This window comes from Viridibacillus arvi (genome assembly GCF_001274945.1).
In the GTDB taxonomy this organism is placed as follows: domain Bacteria; phylum Bacillota; class Bacilli; order Bacillales_A; family Planococcaceae; genus Viridibacillus; species Viridibacillus arvi.
In genome coordinates this window covers 1316628-1336252 of sequence record NZ_LILB01000005.1, presented here as the reverse complement: position 1 = coordinate 1336252, position 19625 = coordinate 1316628, and the positions used below count along the sequence as shown (strand labels likewise).

Genomic DNA, 19625 nt, shown 5'->3' with positions numbered 1-19625 from the left:
TATGCATAATAAAGACAAGGGGTGTCTGATTTGGCAAAAACAGTGATTTTAGATGGTGCGCGAACAGCATTTGGGAAATTTGGAGGAGCATTAAGTTCTCTTACTGCCAGCGATTTAGGAGGAGTTGCTATTCAAGCAGCTTTGCAAAGAGCAAACGTCCTACCACATCAAGTAGATGAAGTTATTATGGGGAGTGTATTACAAGCAGGGCAAGGGCAAATACCGTCTCGCCAAGCTGCTTCAAAAGCGGGAATTCCGTGGTCAGTGAAAACAGAAACAGTGAATAAGGTTTGCGCTTCGGGATTACGAAGTGTGACATTAGCCGATCAACTGATTCGTTTAGGGGACGAGGAAGTTATCGTAGCAGGTGGCATGGAGTCAATGTCAAATGCGCCTTACTATTTACCAAAAGGAAGGTTTGGCTTACGCATGGGAGATGCAACTATGGTAGACGGCATGGTCTATGACGGCTTATCTTGTGCATTCGATCCACAACATGTACATATGGGAACATACGGAGACAGCACAGCAGAAGAATTTTCACTCTCAAGAGAAGTGCAAGACGAATGGGCGTATCGTAGTCATAAAAGAGCATTAGATGCAATAGACACTGGTAAATTCGCAGAAGAAATAGTGTCAGTGACGATTCCACAGCGTAAAGGAGATCCGTTAGAAATAGATACAGATGAAGCGCCAAGAAGAGATACGTCACTTCAATCTTTAGCAAAGCTTAGAGCAGCGTTTACAACTGAGGGAACGATTACAGCTGGAAATGCACCGGGTATTAATGATGGAGCTTGTGCAGTAGTTCTTATGAATGAAGAACGTGCTAAAGCAGAAAACCATACACCACTTGCATACATTTTAGGGCATGCAGAAGTTGGGGTAGAACCACAGCACTTCCCACAAACGCCAGGTCTAGTCATCAACAAAATTTTAGAAAAGACAGGGAAAGCATTACAAGAAATTGATTTATTTGAAATTAACGAAGCGTTTGCAGCTGTTGCGCTAGCAAGTAATCAAATTGCAGCTTTAGATGAAGAAAAAGTTAATGTCAATGGTGGGGCAGTAGCATTAGGACATCCAATTGGGGCATCAGGTGCACGAATTATTCTGACGCTAGCATATGAATTAAAACGTCGTGGCGGAGGTATTGGTATTGCGGCTATTTGTTCTGGCGGAGGCCAAGGAGATGCCATCATGATTGAAGTACCAAAAACGGGGGGATTCGAGTAATGAGTATTCAAAAAATAATGGTAATTGGAGCCGGTCAAATGGGCTCTGGTATCGCACAAGTATGCGCACAAGCAGGATTTGACGTCAAACTAAATGATATGAAGGAAGAGTTTTTTGCAAGAGGTTTAGGAACGATTACAAAAAATCTTTCTCGTAATGTTGATAAAGGGCGTATGACGGAGAGTGAAAAAGAAGCCATTCTAGGTCGTCTAACAAAATCTCTCGATATTAATGATGCAAATGATGTTGATTTAGTTATCGAAGCAGCTGTTGAAAATATGGGAATTAAACAATCTATTTTCAAACAGCTGGATACTATCGCACCAGCACACGCTATTTTAGCTTCTAACACTTCATCATTACCGATTACAGAGTTGGCAGCTGTGACTAATCGTCCAGAGCAAGTTATTGGGATGCATTTTATGAATCCTGTACCAGTGATGAAGCTAGTTGAAATTATTCGTGGCTTAGCTACTACAGATGATGTCTACCAAACAATCGAAGACATGACTAAAAAGCTAGAAAAAGTGCCAGTGGAAGTAAATGATTTTCCGGGGTTTGTTGCAAACCGCATATTAATGCCGATGATCAACGAAGCTATCTATACACTTTACGAAGGTGTAGCGACGAAGGAAGCCATTGATGATGTTATGAAACTTGGTATGAACCATCCAATGGGACCATTAACATTAGCAGATTTCATTGGTTTAGATACGTGTCTCTATATTATGGAAACATTATATGAAGGCTTTGGTGATAGCAAATACCGACCATGCCCACTGCTACGTAAATACGTGAAAGCAGGCTGGTTAGGTAAGAAATCGGGACGCGGCTTCTACATCTACGAATCTTAAAAGGGGTGTTCCACTATGGAATTGATGTTCACAGAAGAACAACTAATGATGCGCAAGATGGTACGAGATTTTGCGCAAACAGAAATTGCACCAAAAGTTGAGAGCATGGAAAATGGGGAATTTCCGCGCGACATACTAGCTAAAATGGGAGAGCTAGGACTAATGGGCATTACAACACCAGAACAGTACGGTGGAGCAAATATGGATTTTACATCCTATATCATAGCTATAAATGAGTTATCAAGAGTAAGTGCGACAATCGGCGTGATTTTATCAGTCCATACATCGGTTGTGACAAATCTTATTCTTTATTTTGGTAATGAAGAACAAAAACAAAAGTATGTGCCAAAGCTCGCATCGGGACAATATTTAGGTGCTTTTTGTTTAACAGAACCATCTGCAGGATCTGACGCAGGTTCATTAAAATCTAAAGCAGTGAAAGACGGCAATAATTACATTATCAATGGTTCAAAAGTATTTATCACTAATGGTGGAGAGGCAGATGTATATATCGTTTTTGCTTCAACTGATCCAACCCTCGGTTCAAAAGGGATTTCCGCCTTTCTTGTCGAAAAAGAAACTGAAGGCTTAGTGATTGGTAAGGATGAACATAAAATGGGTTTACATGGCTCACGTACAGTTCAACTAAATTTCGATAACATGATTGTCCCTGCTGAAAATCTACTTGGCCAAATGGGGGACGGCTTTAAAATAGCCATGGCGAACTTAGACGTTGGTCGAATAGGTATAGCTTCACAGGCGCTTGGTATTGCTGAAGCTGCTTTAGAAGAAGCGATTACCTACGCACAACACCGTTACCAATTCGGGAAGCCAATCTCCAATAATCAGGGTGTAGGTTTTAAATTAGCGGATATGGCAACAGCAGTCGAGGCGTCCAGATTACTCGTGTACCGTGCAGCAGATTTACGTACCAAAGGATTAACCTGTGGCAAGGAAGCATCTATGGCAAAACTTTTCGCTTCTAAAACTGCTGTAGAAGTAACAACAGAGGCAATTCAGGTATTTGGAGGATATGGCTATACGATGGACTATCCGGTTGAACGTTTTTTCCGAGATGCCAAAGTAACGGAAATTTACGAAGGTACTAGCGAAATACAACGACTTGTTATAAGCAAACACTTAAACAAATAGGGGTAAAAAAACTAAAACAAAGGTGGAAAAAGAGATGAACTTTCAATTATCAGAAGAACATGAAATGATTCGTAAAATGGTACGTGATTTCGCTGAAAACGAAGTAGCACCAACAGCAGCAGAACGCGACGAAACAGAAACTTTTGATCGTGCAATATTCGATAAAATGGCAGAGTTAGGATTAACAGGTATTCCATGGCCAGAAGAATATGGTGGTATCGGTTCTGACTTTTTAGCCTATTGTATTGCAGTTGAAGAATTATCTCGTGTTTGTGCTTCGACTGGAGTAACGCTTTCTGCACATACATCTTTAGCGGGATGGCCGATTTATAAATTTGGTAATGAAGAACAAAAACAAAAATACTTACGACCAATGGCTGAAGGTACTAAAATTGGCGGATATGGCTTAACGGAGCCGAGCTCAGGCTCAGATGCAGGTGGTATGAAAACTACAGCAAAATTAGATGGTGATGATTACATTTTAAACGGCTCAAAAATCTTCATCACAAACGGTGGTATTGCTGAAATTTATGTTGTATTTGCTGTTACAGACCCAACAGTTAAGAACGGTACCAGTGCATTCATAGTAGAATCTGATTTTGAAGGTTTCTCTGTTGGTAAAAAAGAAAAGAAACTAGGAATTCGTTCATCACCTACAACTGAAATTATTTTCGATAATTGCCGTGTTCCAAAAGAAAACTTGTTAGGTGTGGAAGGCGATGGTTTTAAAATTGCCATGAAAACGTTAGATGGTGGTCGTAATGGTATTGCTGCTCAAGCAGTCGGTATTGCACAAGGGGCATTAGATGCATCTGTTGCATATGCAAAAGAACGCGTTCAATTTGGCAAACCAATTACAGCAAATCAAGGTGTATCTTTTAAACTAGCAGATATGGCTACATCAATTGAAGCTTCAAGATTATTAACATACCAAGCTGCATGGTTAGAATCGAACAATCTTCCTTATGGTAAAGCATCAGCTATGGCGAAATTAATGGCTGGAGATACAGCGATGAATGTAACAACTGAGGCTGTGCAAGTATTTGGTGGCTACGGCTATACAAAAGATTATCCAGTAGAACGATATATGCGTGATGCGAAAATCACACAAATTTACGAAGGAACTCAAGAGATTCAACGTCTAGTGATTTCTCGTATGTTAACGAAATAATATATGGTGAAAAGACAAAATAAGAGACAAGTAGAATCGTCGGTTAAAGATGAAAGCCTGATAGAGAAGCGCCGGAATGAGATGATTCATGGCGCGGTTAAATTGTTTAAGCTAAAAGGGTTTCACCGTACGACGACTCGAGAAATTGCTAAAGAAGCTGGCTTTAGTATAGGAACGCTTTATGAATATATTCGAACAAAAGAAGATGTACTATATCTAGTTTGTGACAATATTTATCGTGAAGTAAGTTTAAGGTTAGCAAGTTTACCGACGGAAGAAGGTACAATAGCAGGGTTAAAAGCATCTATACGCCAATACTTTTTACTTATAGATTCCATGTCAGATGAAATTCTTGTCATGTACCAGGAGTCTAAATCTTTACCAAAAGATGCTTTGCGTTACGTTTTAACAAAGGAACTTGAGATGGTGGGGTTATTTGAGAATCTATTAGCTGGTTGCGTACAGTCTGGGGAACTGTCTCTATCAGAAAAAGAAATCAACCTTTTAGCAAATGATATCGTTGTGCAAGGCCAAACGTGGGCATTTAGACGATGGGCTTTCAGAAGAAATTATACAATTGATGATTATATCGATATGCAAACGACTATTTTCTTAAATGGTATTTTGAAGAAGTAACTCTACGCTGAGTGCAAGGTGCGAAAACTCAAACTTTTCAAATAGTTTTAGTTTCTAGAGCCTTGCATATTTTTTGTTTCAATCATTTCAGGGAAATGGTAAGAAAAACAACTTAGTTTTTCGTTCATAACAAGGGGGAGCTTATATATGGTTCAAGCAACAGTGTATCGTCCAAAAAATCACGTAAGATTTGTCACGGCATCTAGTCTTTTTGACGGCCATGATGCATCGGTTAATATTATGCGTCGTATTTTACAATCAAGTGGCGTCGAAGTTATTCATCTCGGACATAACCGCTCAGTTGAAGAGGTAGTCAACGCAGCAATCCAAGAAGATGCGCAAGGGGTAGCGATTTCTTCTTATCAAGGGGGGCACGTTGAATATTTTAAATACATGCAAGATCTGTTTAGAGAAAAAGGTGCTCCACATATCGGTATTTTCGGCGGTGGTGGAGGAGTAATCTTACCGCGTGAAATTAAGGAACTACATGAGTATGGTATTGCAGGGCTATTTTCACCTGAAGATGGTCGTGAACTGGGATTACAAGGCATGATTAATAAAATGATTGAAAAAAGTGACTTTACTACGATTAAAGAGGACTTAATTAGTAAATTAGATACATTATCGACGGAACAACCTGAAGTAATAGCACAACTTATCACTGCAGCTGAAGAAGCAAAAGATGGTGAGCTGACAGACTTCCTAGAAAAAGCACGGAGTTTATCAAAAAATACACCTGTACTCGGTATTACTGGTACAGGTGGGGCCGGGAAAAGTTCATTAACTGATGAATTGATTCGTCGATTTTTGCAGGAATTCCCGGATAAAAAAGTTGCTATTCTATCAATTGATCCAACGAAGCAGAAAACGGGTGGGGCACTACTTGGAGACCGTATTCGTATGAATGCAATATTTAATAATCGCGTTTATATGCGTAGTCTTGCAACACGAGGATCCCACTCGGAGCTTTCAGATGCAATTGCTGACGTATTAGATGTTGTGAAGGTAGCGGGATATGATCTAATCGTTGTTGAAACAAGTGGTATCGGTCAAGGGGATGCTGCTATTACAAAAATTTCTGATTTGTCCATGTATGTTATGACAAGTGAATTTGGTGCACCGACGCAGCTTGAGAAAATTGATATGATTGACTTTGCTGATCTAATTGTCATTAACAAGTTCGAACGAAAAGGGTCAGAAGATGCGCTTCGACAAGTACAGAAACAATACCAACGTAGCCATGAACTATGGACAAAAAACCTAGAAGAAATGCCTGTATTTGGTACAATTGCTAGCCAGTTTAATGACAAAGGGACAAATTCTTTATTCGCAGAGCTAGTTCAAGTTATTAACGAAAAATGTGGTCTTGATTGGGTAACATCTTACGAACATTTTGTGAAAACTCAAAAGCAAGATGTCATCATTCCAAATGATCGACGTTACTACTTACGTGAAATTACAGATGCTATTCGTAATTACCATAAAAAGTCTGAACAGCAAGTTGAATTTGCCCGTATGCTATTCCAATTAGAAGGGGCAATTACAACTGTTCAGGAGAAAGCACCAGACGATGCATTAATTGCATCACTCACTTCATTAGTTGAGGATATTAAAAATCAATTAACAGCAGAATCAAAGAACATTCTAGCGAATTGGAAAATGCTTAAGGAAGCATACTCAGGAGATGAATTTGTTACAAAAGTACGTGATAAAGAAATCCGTACAATTTTGACAACTACTAGCCTAGCTGGTTTAAAAATTCCAAAAGTAGTGTTGCCGAAATTTGTAGATTACGGAGAGATATTACGTTGGGTATATAAAGAAAATGTACCTGGTTCATTCCCATATACGGCAGGAGTTTTCCCTTTCAAACGCGAAGGTGAAGATCCGAAACGCCAATTTGCTGGCGAAGGGACACCAGAACGTACAAATAGACGCTTCCATTACTTATCTAAAGATGATGATGCAAAACGCCTATCAACTGCATTTGACTCTGTAACGTTGTACGGTGAAGATCCAGATTACCGTCCAGATATTTACGGTAAAGTCGGCGAATCAGGAGTTAGTATTTGTACACTAGAAGATATGAAGAAGCTTTATGATGGCTTTGATCTATGTGCACCTTCTACATCTGTGTCGATGACAATTAATGGACCAGCTCCGATTATTTTAGCAATGTTCATGAACACAGCTGTTGATCAACAAGTGAAAATACAAGAAGGTAAATTAGGACGCTGTTTAACTGTAGAAGAATTCACTGATGTTCGTGAAAAAACCCTTCAAGTTGTGCGCGGTACAGTGCAGGCTGACATTTTAAAAGAAGATCAGGGACAAAATACTTGTATTTTCTCTACAGAATTCGCATTACGTATGATGGGGGATATTCAACAATATTTCATCGACCAAAAAGTACGTAACTATTATTCTGTATCGATTTCTGGATATCATATTGCAGAAGCAGGTGCGAACCCAATTTCACAACTAGCATTTACTTTGGCTAATGGTTTCACTTATGTGGAATACTATTTAAGTCGAGGAATGAATATTGATGATTTCGCACCGAATCTATCGTTCTTCTTCTCCAATGGTTTAGACCCAGAATATACAGTAATCGGTCGAGTAGCCCGTCGTATTTGGTCGATTGTTATGCGTGATAAATACGGCGCAAATGAACGTAGTCAGAAGCTAAAATACCATATCCAAACTTCTGGTCGTAGCTTACACGCTCAAGAAATCGACTTTAACGATATTCGTACAACATTACAAGCATTGATGGCATTGCATGATAACTGTAATTCATTACACACGAATGCATATGATGAAGCGATTACAACACCAACAGAAGAATCTGTTCGTCGAGCAATGGCTATTCAAATGATCATTACAAAAGAACACGGGCTAACAAAAAATGAAAACCCACTACAAGGTGCATTCATAATCGAAGAACTAACTGATCTTGTTGAAAATGCAGTATTGGAAGAATTCGATCGAATTAATGATAGAGGCGGAGTTCTTGGAGCGATGGAAACCCAATATCAACGTGGTAAGATTCAAGAAGAATCCATGTACTATGAAATGCTAAAACACTCAGGTGAATTACCAATCATTGGTGTTAACACATACTTGAACCCAAATCCACCTTCATCAGAAGCAATCGATAGTATGGAAATTGCCAGAGCATCACAAGAAGAAAAAGAAACACAAATTCAAAATCTACAAAAATTCCAAGCAAAACATGCAGATGAAGCTGAAGGCGCTATTCAAAAACTAAAAGAAGTAGCAGTAACAGGAGGCAACATATTTGCAGAACTAATGGAAACAGTAAAATACGCAAGTCTAGGCCAAATCACCAACGCCCTATACCAAGTAGGCGGACAATACAGAAGGAATATGTGATTAAATGCTGAAGCGGCCCGCTCAGCCCTGACAAGCACTGGAAGGCTCGAATCAAAAGCATCACTTCAGCTTTTGACCGAGAGACTGAAGTGACCTCGAGGGGCTGGCCGCTGAAGCTGGATACTTCACTTTAGGAAGGCAACCTAAGTACGCGACGTCCTGTCGCAAAGGTTGCCTGACTAACATCCTGTTAGCCCATGGCGCTCGTAAAGCTGTGAGGTCGTTGGAGGGCGGAAGCCAAAGTCGCTTTTTGACTTTGAGCGCCCGACCGAAACGACCCGAACAGCTATCGCCAGAAGCTGGATACAATTAAATGCTGAAGCGGCCCGCTCAGCCCTGACAAGCACTGGAAGGCTCGAATCAAAAGCATCACTTCAGCTTTTGACCGAGAGACTGAAGTGACCTCGAGGGGCTGGCCGCTGAAGCTGGATACTTCACTTTAGGAAGGCAACCTAAGTACGCGACGTCCTGTCGCAACGGTTGCCTGACTAACATCCTGTTAGCCCAAACTTCTAAGTGATAAAAATTAGTGGAAAATAAAAAATGAAGGAACTAATCATTTCATTAGCCCCTTCATTTTTATTTTTTGTATAATAAGTAGTAAAACAAATTTTAAGGAGTTCTTGTTTATATGAAAAGCCTACTACATTATCTATTTATTATAATTTGCCTGGTACTTATATTCTTTTTGTATAACAAGCAATTAGGGGCCATCCCCATCCTTATTTTTTCCATATATCTTTTTGCTATTGGGTATCGACAATTGAGAAATCAAAAAAAGAATAATTGATTGTGGCGTAATCAAAGAAAGATTGTATATAATGGATATTATGTTTATGTATTAAGAAGGGACGTGCACGATTTGAACTTTCGTGAAATGACAAAAGAACAACTATCAGAAGAATCGTTTATCGATTTAGCATACGGAATTTTAGATTCAAAAAAACAACCATTAACTTTCCCAGAACTGATGAAAGAAATCCAAACAATAAAAGGTTGTACTGATGCAGAAGTAAAAGAGCGCTTGCAACAATTTTATACAGACCTTAACATTGAAGGTCGCTTTATTGTACTAGGTGAAAACCGTTGGGGACTTCGCGAGTGGTATGCTATCGAACAAATCGAAGAAGAAACAGCACCAACAGTAAAAGTCCGCAAGAAAAAAGCTAAAGCTGTAGTTGACGATGAAGATGAACTTGAACTTGAAGAAGAAGAATTAGACTTCGATGAAAACTTCGATGAATTCGTTGAAGATCCAACAGAAGAAGATGAAGAAGAGGAAGAATTCGAAGATGTTGCAATCGATGATATCGATGAAGACCTTGATGAAGACTTGCTTGAAGAAGAAGATGAATTCGAAATTGACGAAGAAGATGATGAGTTAGAAGAAGAGGAAGAAGAATAATTTCTTGACTTCTAGCTGAGTTCCATATAATCTTTTACTTGGGCTCCTTAAAAGGAGAATGACCGTATAATTTATACGCTCCCCCTGCATATTATGCGGGAGGAGCGTTTTTTATTTTTTTTATAAGTGTTTAATTTAAAGGAGGAATTGGCTTTGACCAAATATATTTTCGTAACAGGTGGGGTTGTATCATCACTTGGTAAAGGTATTACAGCTGCATCACTTGGACGTTTATTGAAGAACCGTGGATTAGAAGTAACAATCCAAAAATTTGACCCATACATCAATCTTGACCCGGGTACAATGAGCCCGTATCAACACGGGGAAGTTTTCGTAACAGATGATGGCGCAGAGGCAGATTTAGATTTAGGTCACTATGAACGTTTCATCGATATTAACTTAGGAAAACACAGTACAGTAACTTCTGGACGTGTTTACTCTTCTGTTTTGAGAAAAGAACGTCGTGGAGATTATAACGGTGGAACTGTACAAGTTATTCCACATATTACAAACGAAATTAAAGAGCGTATCCAACGTGCAGGTCGTGAAACAAGCGCGGATGTGGTTATTACAGAAGTAGGCGGAACAGTAGGTGATATCGAATCACTACCATTCCTAGAAGCTATTCGACAAATGAAATCAGATCTTGGTGGGGAAAACGTAATGTACATTCACTGTACTTTAATTCCTTACATCAAAGCAGCTGGTGAATTAAAAACAAAACCAACACAACACTCTGTAAAAGAATTGCGTTCTCTAGGTATTCAACCAACTCTTCTTGTAGTACGTACAGAACAAGAAGTGCCACAAGAAATGAAAGAGAAATTAGCTCTATTCTGTGACGTAAAAGCAAGTAACGTTATTGAATGTCAAGATGCAAAACATTTATATGAAGTACCATTAAACCTACAAGCACAAGGTATGGATGATATCGTTCTTGAACACTTTGGTATCACTGCACCTCAAGCTGATATGGCTGAATGGACTGAGTTAGTAGATCGTGTATTAAACTTATCTAAAACAGTGAAAATTGCACTTGTTGGTAAATATGTTGAATTACAAGATGCTTATCTATCAGTAGTTGAAGCATTAAAACATGCTGGATACCCAGTAGATGCAGATATTGATGTAGACTGGATCAATTCTGAAGATGTTACAGCTGAAAATGTTGAAGAATTATTGAAAAATGCAGATGGTATCCTTGTACCAGGTGGCTTTGGTGACCGTGGTGTTGAAGGTAAAATCATTGCAACTCAATATGCACGTGAAAATGATGTACCGTTCTTAGGTATTTGCTTAGGTATGCAATTAGCAACTGTTGAATTTGCACGTAATGTTCTAAACTTAGAAGGCGCGCACTCATCAGAACTTGATGCAGATACTAAATACCCTATTATCGATCTTTTACCAGAACAAAAAGACGTGGAGGATTTAGGTGGAACACTTCGTTTAGGCCTTTTCCCATGTAAATTAAAATCAGATTCTAAAGCTATGGAAGCATATGGTGAAGAAATAGTTTATGAACGTCATCGTCATCGTTATGAGTTTAATAACGAATACCGTGAAGCATTCGAAGCAGCAGGATTCGTCTTCTCAGGTACAAGCCCAGATGGCCGTTTAGTTGAAATCGTTGAATTTCCAGAGAACAAATTCTTCGTGGCATCTCAATTCCACCCAGAATTTATCTCACGTCCGAACCGTCCACAACCACTATTTAGAGAATTCATCGCAGCAGCAGTAAAATAAATACTGATTTTGCGTAACCAGACTTGAATATCGTTGTAAGGATCGTATGAAACGGATTTTACAGATATAATTGAGTTACTAACATACAAAGTTCGCTAGCTCAAAATAAAAAGGTTTATACAAAGAGACTACTCCGCATGATTAAATGAAGAGTAGTCTCTTTTTTTGTAGAAAATAAATAAAATAGACCATACTATAATAGTAATGAAAAATCTATTCAGCTAACTAAAAAACATCAAAAAACCACTCCAAGAACCTATAGAGTGGTCTAAAAAAAGAGTTGGATTATTACTAATCATTTGATAGCATTTCGTCATAAGACATTTTCACAGCTTCATATACAAACATAGCGGCGAAACTATATGGCAGCACAATACGTTCACCCGCATCATTTGGCAGTAACCCTTTTTTGATGCCCAGAGATACATAGGTATAAGCTAAATCAGCCATCTCGCCAATATCTTCAGCTTTTTCACTTGCAACTACAGCAAATGGAATAAATAAATCGTATAATGAATGTGCCAATTCGAGAGCCTGTGGATCGTTTGCGTGACGAGTGAAAATACATACACGGTCTGTTGATACTAATTTTGTATCTTTAGACCAAGGTTTTAATTTTGTAAAAGGTTCTGCACTGTGCAAAGCATTATTTTCAATTGCTTGCATTTCATCAAAACAAGCAAAATATACCGTTCCTTCGGCGATACCTGCTTGCGCTAATAATCGAGCAGTTTCCTCTATTGCTTCTTCTTGACTAGTGGAAATTCTTTGTAAGAGACCGCCGAGCTGTGTCGATAACATTTTCAACATAATATTCACCTCACGGCTTTTATTATAATAATTGTTCATTTTAAATGCAAAATGAATTATTTTAATGTAATAAAAGGGAAAATGAGGTATATTATCGAATAATACGTACGGGGGAATAAAAAAAGGGAGTATGGTAAAGGTGAAAAAAATACTTATAGTAGACGACCAACAAGGAATTCGCTTGCTACTCAATGAAGTGTTCAAGAAAGAGGGCTATGAAACATATCTAGCGGCTAACGGTCTTGAAGCATTGCAATATATAGATAAAATAATGATGGATTGTGTCTTATTAGATATGAAAATTCCTGGTATGGATGGGATTGAAATACTAAAACGTATAAATAAGCAATTACCTGACCTACCTGTACTTATGATGACAGCATATGGAGAATTGGATTTGATTAAAGAAGCTGAGGCTCTTGGTGCTAAGCATTACTTTACAAAACCATTCGACATCTACGAAGTGCGAGACGTGGTCAATAAAATATTAAAAGATTGATGGTGAGCAGTGGTCAACGACGTATGTTTTTGATATTATGAGTTATGATATTAAGTAACCTTAATACCACGATTCATACTAGAGGAGGAATTTGTAATGGCTTTGGTTTCCATGAAAGAAATGTTGATTAAAGGTAAAAAAGAAGGTTATGCAGTTGGTCAATTCAACATCAATAACCTTGAATTCACTCAAGCTATTTTACTTGCTGCAGAAGAAGAAAAATCACCAGTAATTTTAGGTGTTTCTGAAGGTGCAGGGAAATACATGGGAGGATTTATTGCCGTAGTCCACATGGTAAAAGGCCTGATCGAAAGCTACAAGATCACAGTTCCAGTAGCAATTCACTTAGACCACGGTTCAAGCTTTGAAAAATGTAAGGAAGCAATTGATGCTGGTTTCACATCAGTTATGATTGATGCTTCACACCATTCGTTCGAAGAGAATGTTGAAATCACTTCTAAAGTGGTTGAATATGCACACGCTAGAGGTGTTTCTGTGGAAGCAGAACTCGGCACAGTTGGTGGCGATGAAGATGGAGTAATTGGTGGCATCATGTATGCAGATCCGCAAGAATGTAAAAAACTTGTAGAAGCAACAAACATTGATTGCCTAGCACCTGCATTAGGTTCAGTTCATGGTCCTTATCAAGGTGAGCCAAACTTAGGTTTTAAAGAAATGGAAGAAATCTCAAACTTAGCTGACTTACCATTAGTATTACATGGTGGTACGGGTATTCCTTTAAAAGATATTCAACGTTCAATCTCTTTAGGAACAGCTAAAATTAACGTTAATACTGAAAACCAAATCGCTGCTACAAAAGCGGTTCGTGAAGTATTAGCAAATGACACTAAAGTATATGATCCACGTAAATATTTAATTCCAGCTCGTGATGCTATTAAAGCGACAGTTATTGGCAAAATACGCGAATTCGGAAGTGCTCAAAAAGCATAATTAATCAGGTGAAATGAGGAGAAGTGTTCGGTTAAATTAATCGGCCCTTCTCCTATTTTCCATCATCCAGGGGGATATTATAATGAAATTTTTTATCGATACAGCTAACTTTGAAGAAATCAAAGAAGCGCATTCTTGGGGTATTATCTCAGGTGTAACAACAAATCCGTCACTAGTAGCAAAAGAACAAAATATCTCATTCCACGATCGTCTACGTGAAATTGCGGAATTAGTAGATGGTTCTATTAGTGGAGAAGTAATTTCATTAGATGCAGAAGGTATGATTAAAGAAGGTCTTGAACTTGCTGCAATTGCACCTAATATTACTGTGAAACTACCAATGACACCAGCTGGTTTAACAGCTTGTTCTACACTATCAAAACAAGGTATTAAAACAAACGTAACATTAATCTTTAGTGCGAACCAAGCACTATTAGCAGCTCGTGCAGGAGCAACTTACGTATCTCCATTCTTAGGGCGTTTAGATGATCTTGGTCAAGATGGTATTGAGTTAGTACGCCAGATCGCTGAAATCTTCGCTATTCATGAAATCCCTACGCAAATTATTGCGGCTTCAATTCGTCACCCACAACATATTACAGAAGCGGCTCTTGCTGGTGCACATATTTCTACAACTCCATTTAAAGTTTTAGCTCAATTATTCAAACATCCTTTAACTGATAAAGGAATTGAAGGTTTCTTAGCGGATTGGAATAAGAAAAACGGTTAATAATAATAGAAATATCCGAAGATGAAGGAGATTCACATGGACGTTTATAAAATTAACGGCGACAAGCGTTTGCAAGGGACGATCAAAGTAAACGGCGCTAAAAATAGTGCTGTAGCCTTAATTCCAGCATCCATATTGGCTAATTCACCCGTCACAATCGAAGGCTTACCAGAAATTCTAGACGTTACAACATTAAAAGCCTTACTTGAAGAAATTGGTGGAGAAGTACAATTTTCTGACGGTCATATGGTTATTGATCCTCGAGGAATGGTTGATATGCCTTTACCAAATGGCAATGTCAAAAAACTTCGCGCTTCGTACTATATGATGGGAGCGATGTTAGGACGGTTTAAAAAGGCTGTTATTGGATTACCAGGTGGTTGTCATTTAGGACCACGCCCAATTGATCAACATATTAAAGGCTTTGAAGCATTAGGCGCTAAAGTAACAAATGAGCATGGTGCAATCTATTTGCGAGCTGATGAATTAGTAGGTGCTAAAATCTATTTAGATGTTAGCAGTGTAGGGGCCACTATTAATATCATGCTTGCAGCAGTTAAAGCAAAAGGACGTACAGTCATTGAAAATGCTGCAAAAGAACCTGAGATTATTGATGTTGCCACGTTACTAACGAATATGGGAGCTAAAATTAAAGGTGCAGGTACGAACGTTATTCGTATTGATGGCGTTGAAGAGCTACACGGTACAAATCATACAATTATTCCAGACAGAATAGAAGCTGGTACATTTATGATAATGGCCGCAGCAATTGGTGATGGTATTATAATCGATAATGTAATTCCTTTACACGTAGAAGCTGTTACAGCGAAACTACGAGAAATGGGTGTTAAAATTATTGAGGAAGAAGAGAGAATCATTATTCCTAAAGTTGAAAAACTTCAGGCAGTTGATGTGAAAACTCTTGTATATCCAGGATTCCCAACAGATTTACAACAACCCTTTACTGTATTATTAACACAATCTCAAGGTTCATCAGTCGTGACAGATACAATTTATTCTGCCCGTTTTAAACATATTGATGAAATAGCTCGCATGGGAGCAAATGGTAAAGTAGAAGGACGAACAGCCATTATTAATGGTTCGACTAAACTAGAAGCTGCTACAGTTACTGCTACAGATTTAAGAGCAGGTGCAGCACTGGTCATTGCAGGCTTATTAGCTAAGGGCGAAACAGAAATCCATGACATTTACCACATAGAAAGAGGCTATAGTTCATTGGTTTCTAAGCTACGTGCTCTTGGTGCAGATATTCGCCGTGAGTCGCTACCCTCAGAACAAGAAAACATAGCCACAAATAGATAAAACTGAAAAAAAGTCGCACAGAATTATCTGTGTGCTACAATAGATTTAGTTTTAAAGGATTCCAACCATTTAATGTGTTGGAAAGCGGGAGGATAAGTTAAAAATGAAACGCAGTTTATCAATGGAAGTAGTACGTGTTACGGAAGCAGCAGCAATTGCCTCAGCAAGATGGATGGGCCGAGGATTGAAAATGGAAGCAGATGACGCAGCAACAACAGCCATGCGTCAAGTATTTGATTCCATTCCTATGCAAGGAACAGTCGTAATCGGTGAAGGTGAAATGGACGAAGCACCAATGTTATATATTGGTGAACAATTAGGTCATGATGAAAATGGACCTCATGTCGATATCGCCGTAGATCCTCTAGAAGGGACGAATATCGTAGCAGCTGGTAGTGGTAACGCACTAACTGTATTAGCAATAGCTGATCGCGGAAACTTACTTCATGCACCTGATATGTACATGGAAAAGATTGCAGTAGGTCCAGAAGCAGCAGGGAAAATTGATATTAATGCACCAGTAATTGATAACTTACGTGCAGTAGCTAAAGCAAAAAACAAAGATATTGAAGACGTAGTAGCGACTCTATTAAATCGTGATCGTCACCAACATATTGTTGATCAAATTCGTGATGCTGGTGCTCGTATTAAATTTATCTCTGATGGAGATGTAGCAGCAGCAATTAACACAGCATTTGATGAAACAGGCGTAGATATTCTATTCGGAATGGGTGGAGCTCCTGAAGGTGTAATTGCCGCAGTAGCATTAAAATGTCTTGGTGGAGAGTTCCAAGGTAAATTAATTCCATCAAATGATGAAGAGATTGAACGTTGCAAAAAGATGGGTATCGAAGTTAATAAAGTATTATATATGGATGACCTTGTTAAAGGTGACGATGCAATCTTCGCCGCAACAGGTGTTACAGATGGAGAGTTACTAAAAGGTGTTCAATTTAAAGGTGGGCACTGTACAACTGAATCAGTTGTTATGCGTGCTAAATCTGGTACTGTTCGTTTCATCGAAGGACGCCATAGCTTAACTAAAAAACCAAATCTATTTATGGAATATTAAACTTCAATATTAATTGCCCGGCAGATGCCGGGCATCTTCTTAAAGGACATTTCATTCATTTACTCGCAATTCTCACACATCTATGTTGACCAAATTCATCTATACAAAAAAACTTATATAAGAGTGGTGCTATGTCTATGACGACAATGACAATTTCTCAGCTTGAAGATATGAAACTAAAAGATTTGTATGCGCTTGCGAGAGATTATAAAATTTCATACTATAGTAAGCTGACAAAAAAAGAATTAATTTTTGCTATTTTAAAATCAAGAGCCGAACAAGAAGGCTACTTCTTCATGGAAGGTGTCCTTGAAATTATTCAACAAGAGGGCTTTGGCTTCTTAAGACCTATAAATTATTCACCAAGTTCTGAAGATATTTATATCTCAGCATCACAAATCCGTCGATTTAGTCTACGTAATGGTGATAAAGTAACGGGGAAAGTGCGCCCGCCAAAAGAAAATGAACGCTATTATGGTTTGTTACATGTTGAGGCAGTCAATGGGGAAGACCCTGAAACTGCAAAAGAACGTGTACATTTCCCAGCATTGACACCACTATACCCGGATCGTCATATTAAACTGGAAACAACTACAACAAAATTATCTACACGTATTATGGATTTAGTGGCACCAGTAGGCTTTGGTCAACGTGGACTTATTGTGGCTCCTCCAAAAGCGGGTAAAACATTACTTTTAAAAGAAGTTGCAAATGCAATTACGGAGAAATATCCTGAATCTGAACTTATTGTACTTTTAATAGATGAACGACCTGAGGAAGTAACGGATATTGAACGCTCAGTAGCAGCAGACGTTGTTAGCTCAACATTCGATGAATTACCAGAAAATCATGTTAAAGTGGCAGAGTTAGTGTTAGAACGTGCTATGCGATTAGTAGAGCATAAGCGTGATGTTATTATCTTAATGGACTCTATTACTCGACTTGCGCGTGCGTATAACCTTGTTATTCCTCCAAGTGGACGAACTTTATCAGGTGGTATTGATCCTGCTGCATTCCACCGTCCAAAACGCTTCTTTGGTGCGGCGCGTAATATTGAAGAAGGTGGTAGTTTAACAATATTAGCTACTGCATTAATCGATACAGGCTCTCGTATGGATGAAGTAATTTATGAAGAATTCAAAGGGACAGGTAACTTAGAGCTTCATTTAGACCGTAGTCTAGCAGAACGTCGTATCTTCCCAGCTATCGACATTCGTCGTTCAGGAACTCGTAAAGAAGAACTACTAATTCCAAAAGACCAACTTGATAAACTGTGGGCGATTCGTAAAACATTCTCAGATTCATCAGATTTTGCAGAACGATTCCTTAAAAAATTACGTCAAACAAAAACGAATGATGAGTTTTTTGAACAGCTAAATTCAGATATGAAAGCTGCTCGAAACGGTAAAGGATTACTGTAAAAGCAAAGTGATTTTCTACTAAAAATTAAATTCATATAATTTATTTACTTGCAACACTGTATAGTTTTTGATATACTTCATAAAGTATTGCAATAAACGTGTTGCATATGCGGCAAACTAATCTGGGTCGTGTAAGGCAACAGTTCGAAATACTCTGTTCCAGATGGTTCAGGGCGAAAGGAGATCATACACATGAAACAAGGTATTCATCCAGATCACAAAGAAGCAACAGTAAGCTGCTCTTGTGGTAACACTTTCACAACTGGTTCAGTAAAAGAAAAAATCGTAGTAGAATTCTGCAACGAATGTCACCCATTCTATACTGGCCGTCAAAAATTCGCGTCTGCTGACGGACGTGTTGATCGTTTCAACAAAAAATACGGTATTAAATAATTTAACCCGTATATACAAAATACCTGCCCGGCAAGTAATTGCTAGGCAGGTATTTTTCTTGCGCCAAAATGCTTTTTCGTGTAGTATAAAGCTCGTTCGTTTAAAATAAAAAGCTGTGTAAATGGATTACATAACATAGTTTTTATATAAAAAAAAGGGAAGTATTCTCTTTATTTTTTCGTTATGATGATGGATATAAGTGTTGAAAGGAGTCTAATTCATGTACGTAATGACTCAAAATGGTTGGATTGAAGTAATATGCGGAAGTATGTTTTCGGGAAAATCTGAAGAACTAATTCGCCGTGTTCGTAGATCTCAATTTGCAAAGCAGAAAATTGCAGTTTTTAAGCCTGAAATTGATAATCGTTATAGTGAAGAAGCAGTTGTAAGTCATAATGGCACAACGGTAATAGCAAGACCTATCAAATCACCTAAAGAAATATGGGATCATATTTCAGATGATTTCGATGTAATTGCGATCGATGAAGCACAATTTTTTGAAGATGATATTGTAGAAATCGTTCAGCAATTAGCTAATCACGGATTCCGCGTAATATTAGCGGGACTTGATCAGGATTTCAAAGGAGTTCCATTCGGTCCGATGCCGAAGTTAATGGCAATCGCAGAGCTTGTAACAAAATTACAAGCAGTATGTAGTGTATGTGGATCGCCATCGAGTCGTACACAGCGCTTAATTAATGGACAACCTGCAGGAATCGATGACCCGGTAATATTAGTAGGTGCATCTGAAGCGTATGAACCTCGCTGTAGACATCACCATGTAGTACCAGTAGGGAAATCAATTTCTCAGTAAGAGTAGCTTGAAGGCT

At 38.5% G+C, this 19625-nt stretch carries 17 protein-coding genes; 16 read left to right on the top strand and 1 reads right to left on the bottom strand.

The genetic code is table 11. The annotated features are described in order from the left end of the window. Window positions 1–30: 30 nt before the first annotated feature. The 8 genes from AMD00_RS15590 (at window position 31) to AMD00_RS15555 (ending at window position 11596) form a co-directional block, all read left to right on the top strand. On the top strand, window positions 31–1236 hold the full coding sequence (locus AMD00_RS15590) for an acetyl-CoA C-acetyltransferase (protein WP_053417914.1): 1206 nt from the start codon (window positions 31–33) through the stop codon (window positions 1234–1236). Continuing rightward, complete coding sequence (locus tag AMD00_RS15585; RefSeq protein ID WP_053417913.1) at window positions 1236–2090, top strand: 3-hydroxybutyryl-CoA dehydrogenase; 855 nt, start codon at window positions 1236–1238, stop codon at window positions 2088–2090. The genes AMD00_RS15590 and AMD00_RS15585 overlap by 1 nt, the downstream gene beginning before the upstream one ends. Before the next feature lie 15 nt (window positions 2091–2105). Then, entirely contained in the window at window positions 2106–3242 is a 1137-nt protein-coding gene (locus AMD00_RS15580) for an acyl-CoA dehydrogenase (RefSeq protein ID WP_053417912.1), read from the top strand. 34 nt (window positions 3243–3276) lie between these two features. Beyond that, window positions 3277–4413, top strand: a complete 1137-nt coding sequence (locus AMD00_RS15575; RefSeq protein ID WP_053417911.1) for an acyl-CoA dehydrogenase — start codon at window positions 3277–3279, stop codon at window positions 4411–4413. Between the two features lie 3 nt (window positions 4414–4416). Continuing rightward, entirely contained in the window at window positions 4417–5049 is a 633-nt protein-coding gene (locus AMD00_RS15570) for a TetR/AcrR family transcriptional regulator (RefSeq protein WP_053417910.1), read from the top strand. 147 nt (window positions 5050–5196) lie between these two features. After that, complete coding sequence (icmF, locus tag AMD00_RS15565; RefSeq protein WP_053417909.1) at window positions 5197–8445, top strand: fused isobutyryl-CoA mutase/GTPase IcmF; 3249 nt, start codon at window positions 5197–5199, stop codon at window positions 8443–8445. Between the two features lie 853 nt (window positions 8446–9298). Then, the gene (rpoE, locus tag AMD00_RS15560; protein WP_053417908.1) at window positions 9299–9850 is read left to right on the top strand and encodes a DNA-directed RNA polymerase subunit delta; all 552 of its coding nucleotides are present in this window, start codon (window positions 9299–9301) and stop codon (window positions 9848–9850) included. A gap of 153 nt (window positions 9851–10003) precedes the next feature. Next, a complete protein-coding gene (locus AMD00_RS15555; protein WP_053417907.1) occupies window positions 10004–11596 on the top strand; it encodes a CTP synthase in 1593 nt (530 codons plus the stop codon). Between the two features lie 291 nt (window positions 11597–11887). Here the strand turns inward: AMD00_RS15555 and AMD00_RS15550 are convergent, their stop codons facing one another. Continuing rightward, window positions 11888–12406, bottom strand: coding sequence for a DUF2529 family protein (locus AMD00_RS15550; protein WP_053417906.1), 519 nt, complete (start codon window positions 12404–12406; stop codon window positions 11888–11890). Between the two features lie 139 nt (window positions 12407–12545). Between AMD00_RS15550 and AMD00_RS15545 the strand changes: the two genes are divergently transcribed. The 8 genes from AMD00_RS15545 to AMD00_RS15510 all read left to right on the top strand — a co-directional run bounded on the left by AMD00_RS15545 (window position 12546) and on the right by AMD00_RS15510 (window position 19609). Next, a complete protein-coding gene (locus tag AMD00_RS15545; protein WP_038180081.1) occupies window positions 12546–12905 on the top strand; it encodes a response regulator in 360 nt (119 codons plus the stop codon). A 96-nt stretch (window positions 12906–13001) separates the two neighbouring features. Beyond that, complete coding sequence (locus AMD00_RS15540) at window positions 13002–13856, top strand: class II fructose-bisphosphate aldolase (protein ID WP_038180079.1); 855 nt, start codon at window positions 13002–13004, stop codon at window positions 13854–13856. A gap of 82 nt (window positions 13857–13938) precedes the next feature. Beyond that, the gene (fsa, locus tag AMD00_RS15535; RefSeq protein ID WP_053417905.1) at window positions 13939–14586 is read left to right on the top strand and encodes a fructose-6-phosphate aldolase; all 648 of its coding nucleotides are present in this window, start codon (window positions 13939–13941) and stop codon (window positions 14584–14586) included. Between the two features lie 36 nt (window positions 14587–14622). Further along, the gene (locus tag AMD00_RS15530) at window positions 14623–15909 is read left to right on the top strand and encodes a UDP-N-acetylglucosamine 1-carboxyvinyltransferase (RefSeq protein ID WP_053417904.1); all 1287 of its coding nucleotides are present in this window, start codon (window positions 14623–14625) and stop codon (window positions 15907–15909) included. 103 nt (window positions 15910–16012) lie between these two features. Further along, a complete protein-coding gene (glpX, locus tag AMD00_RS15525; protein WP_038180073.1) occupies window positions 16013–16981 on the top strand; it encodes a class II fructose-bisphosphatase in 969 nt (322 codons plus the stop codon). A gap of 137 nt (window positions 16982–17118) precedes the next feature. Continuing rightward, window positions 17119–18402 (top strand): transcription termination factor Rho, encoded by a 1284-nt coding sequence (gene rho, locus AMD00_RS15520; RefSeq protein ID WP_053418324.1) that lies wholly within the window; start codon window positions 17119–17121, stop codon window positions 18400–18402. Between the two features lie 192 nt (window positions 18403–18594). Beyond that, window positions 18595–18795, top strand: coding sequence for a 50S ribosomal protein L31 (rpmE, locus tag AMD00_RS15515; RefSeq protein WP_053417903.1), 201 nt, complete (start codon window positions 18595–18597; stop codon window positions 18793–18795). A gap of 220 nt (window positions 18796–19015) precedes the next feature. Further along, window positions 19016–19609: a thymidine kinase gene (locus tag AMD00_RS15510; protein ID WP_053417902.1), complete on the top strand. Its 594-nt coding sequence runs from the start codon at window positions 19016–19018 to the stop codon at window positions 19607–19609. Window positions 19610–19625: the final 16 nt, after the last annotated feature.

Excerpts from the sequence above, each read along its gene's own strand:
- AMD00_RS15570 (WP_053417910.1), top strand. The coding sequence starts at position 4,417 with ATGGTGAAAAGACAAAATAAGAGACAAGTAGAATCGTCGGTTAAAGAT.
- rho (WP_053418324.1), top strand. The coding sequence starts at position 17,119 with ATGACGACAATGACAATTTCTCAGCTTGAAGATATGAAACTAAAAGAT.
- AMD00_RS15540 (WP_038180079.1), top strand. The coding sequence starts at position 13,002 with ATGGCTTTGGTTTCCATGAAAGAAATGTTGATTAAAGGTAAAAAAGAA.
- AMD00_RS15575 (WP_053417911.1), top strand. The coding sequence starts at position 3,277 with ATGAACTTTCAATTATCAGAAGAACATGAAATGATTCGTAAAATGGTA.
- rpmE (WP_053417903.1), top strand. The coding sequence starts at position 18,595 with ATGAAACAAGGTATTCATCCAGATCACAAAGAAGCAACAGTAAGCTGC.
- fsa (WP_053417905.1), top strand. The coding sequence starts at position 13,939 with ATGAAATTTTTTATCGATACAGCTAACTTTGAAGAAATCAAAGAAGCG.
- icmF (WP_053417909.1), top strand. The coding sequence starts at position 5,197 with ATGGTTCAAGCAACAGTGTATCGTCCAAAAAATCACGTAAGATTTGTC.
- AMD00_RS15510 (WP_053417902.1), top strand. The coding sequence starts at position 19,016 with ATGTACGTAATGACTCAAAATGGTTGGATTGAAGTAATATGCGGAAGT.
- AMD00_RS15580 (WP_053417912.1), top strand. The coding sequence starts at position 2,106 with ATGGAATTGATGTTCACAGAAGAACAACTAATGATGCGCAAGATGGTA.
- AMD00_RS15550 (WP_053417906.1), bottom strand. The coding sequence starts at position 12,406 with ATGTTGAAAATGTTATCGACACAGCTCGGCGGTCTCTTACAAAGAATT.
- AMD00_RS15530 (WP_053417904.1), top strand. The coding sequence starts at position 14,623 with ATGGACGTTTATAAAATTAACGGCGACAAGCGTTTGCAAGGGACGATC.
- glpX (WP_038180073.1), top strand. The coding sequence starts at position 16,013 with ATGAAACGCAGTTTATCAATGGAAGTAGTACGTGTTACGGAAGCAGCA.
- AMD00_RS15585 (WP_053417913.1), top strand. The coding sequence starts at position 1,236 with ATGAGTATTCAAAAAATAATGGTAATTGGAGCCGGTCAAATGGGCTCT.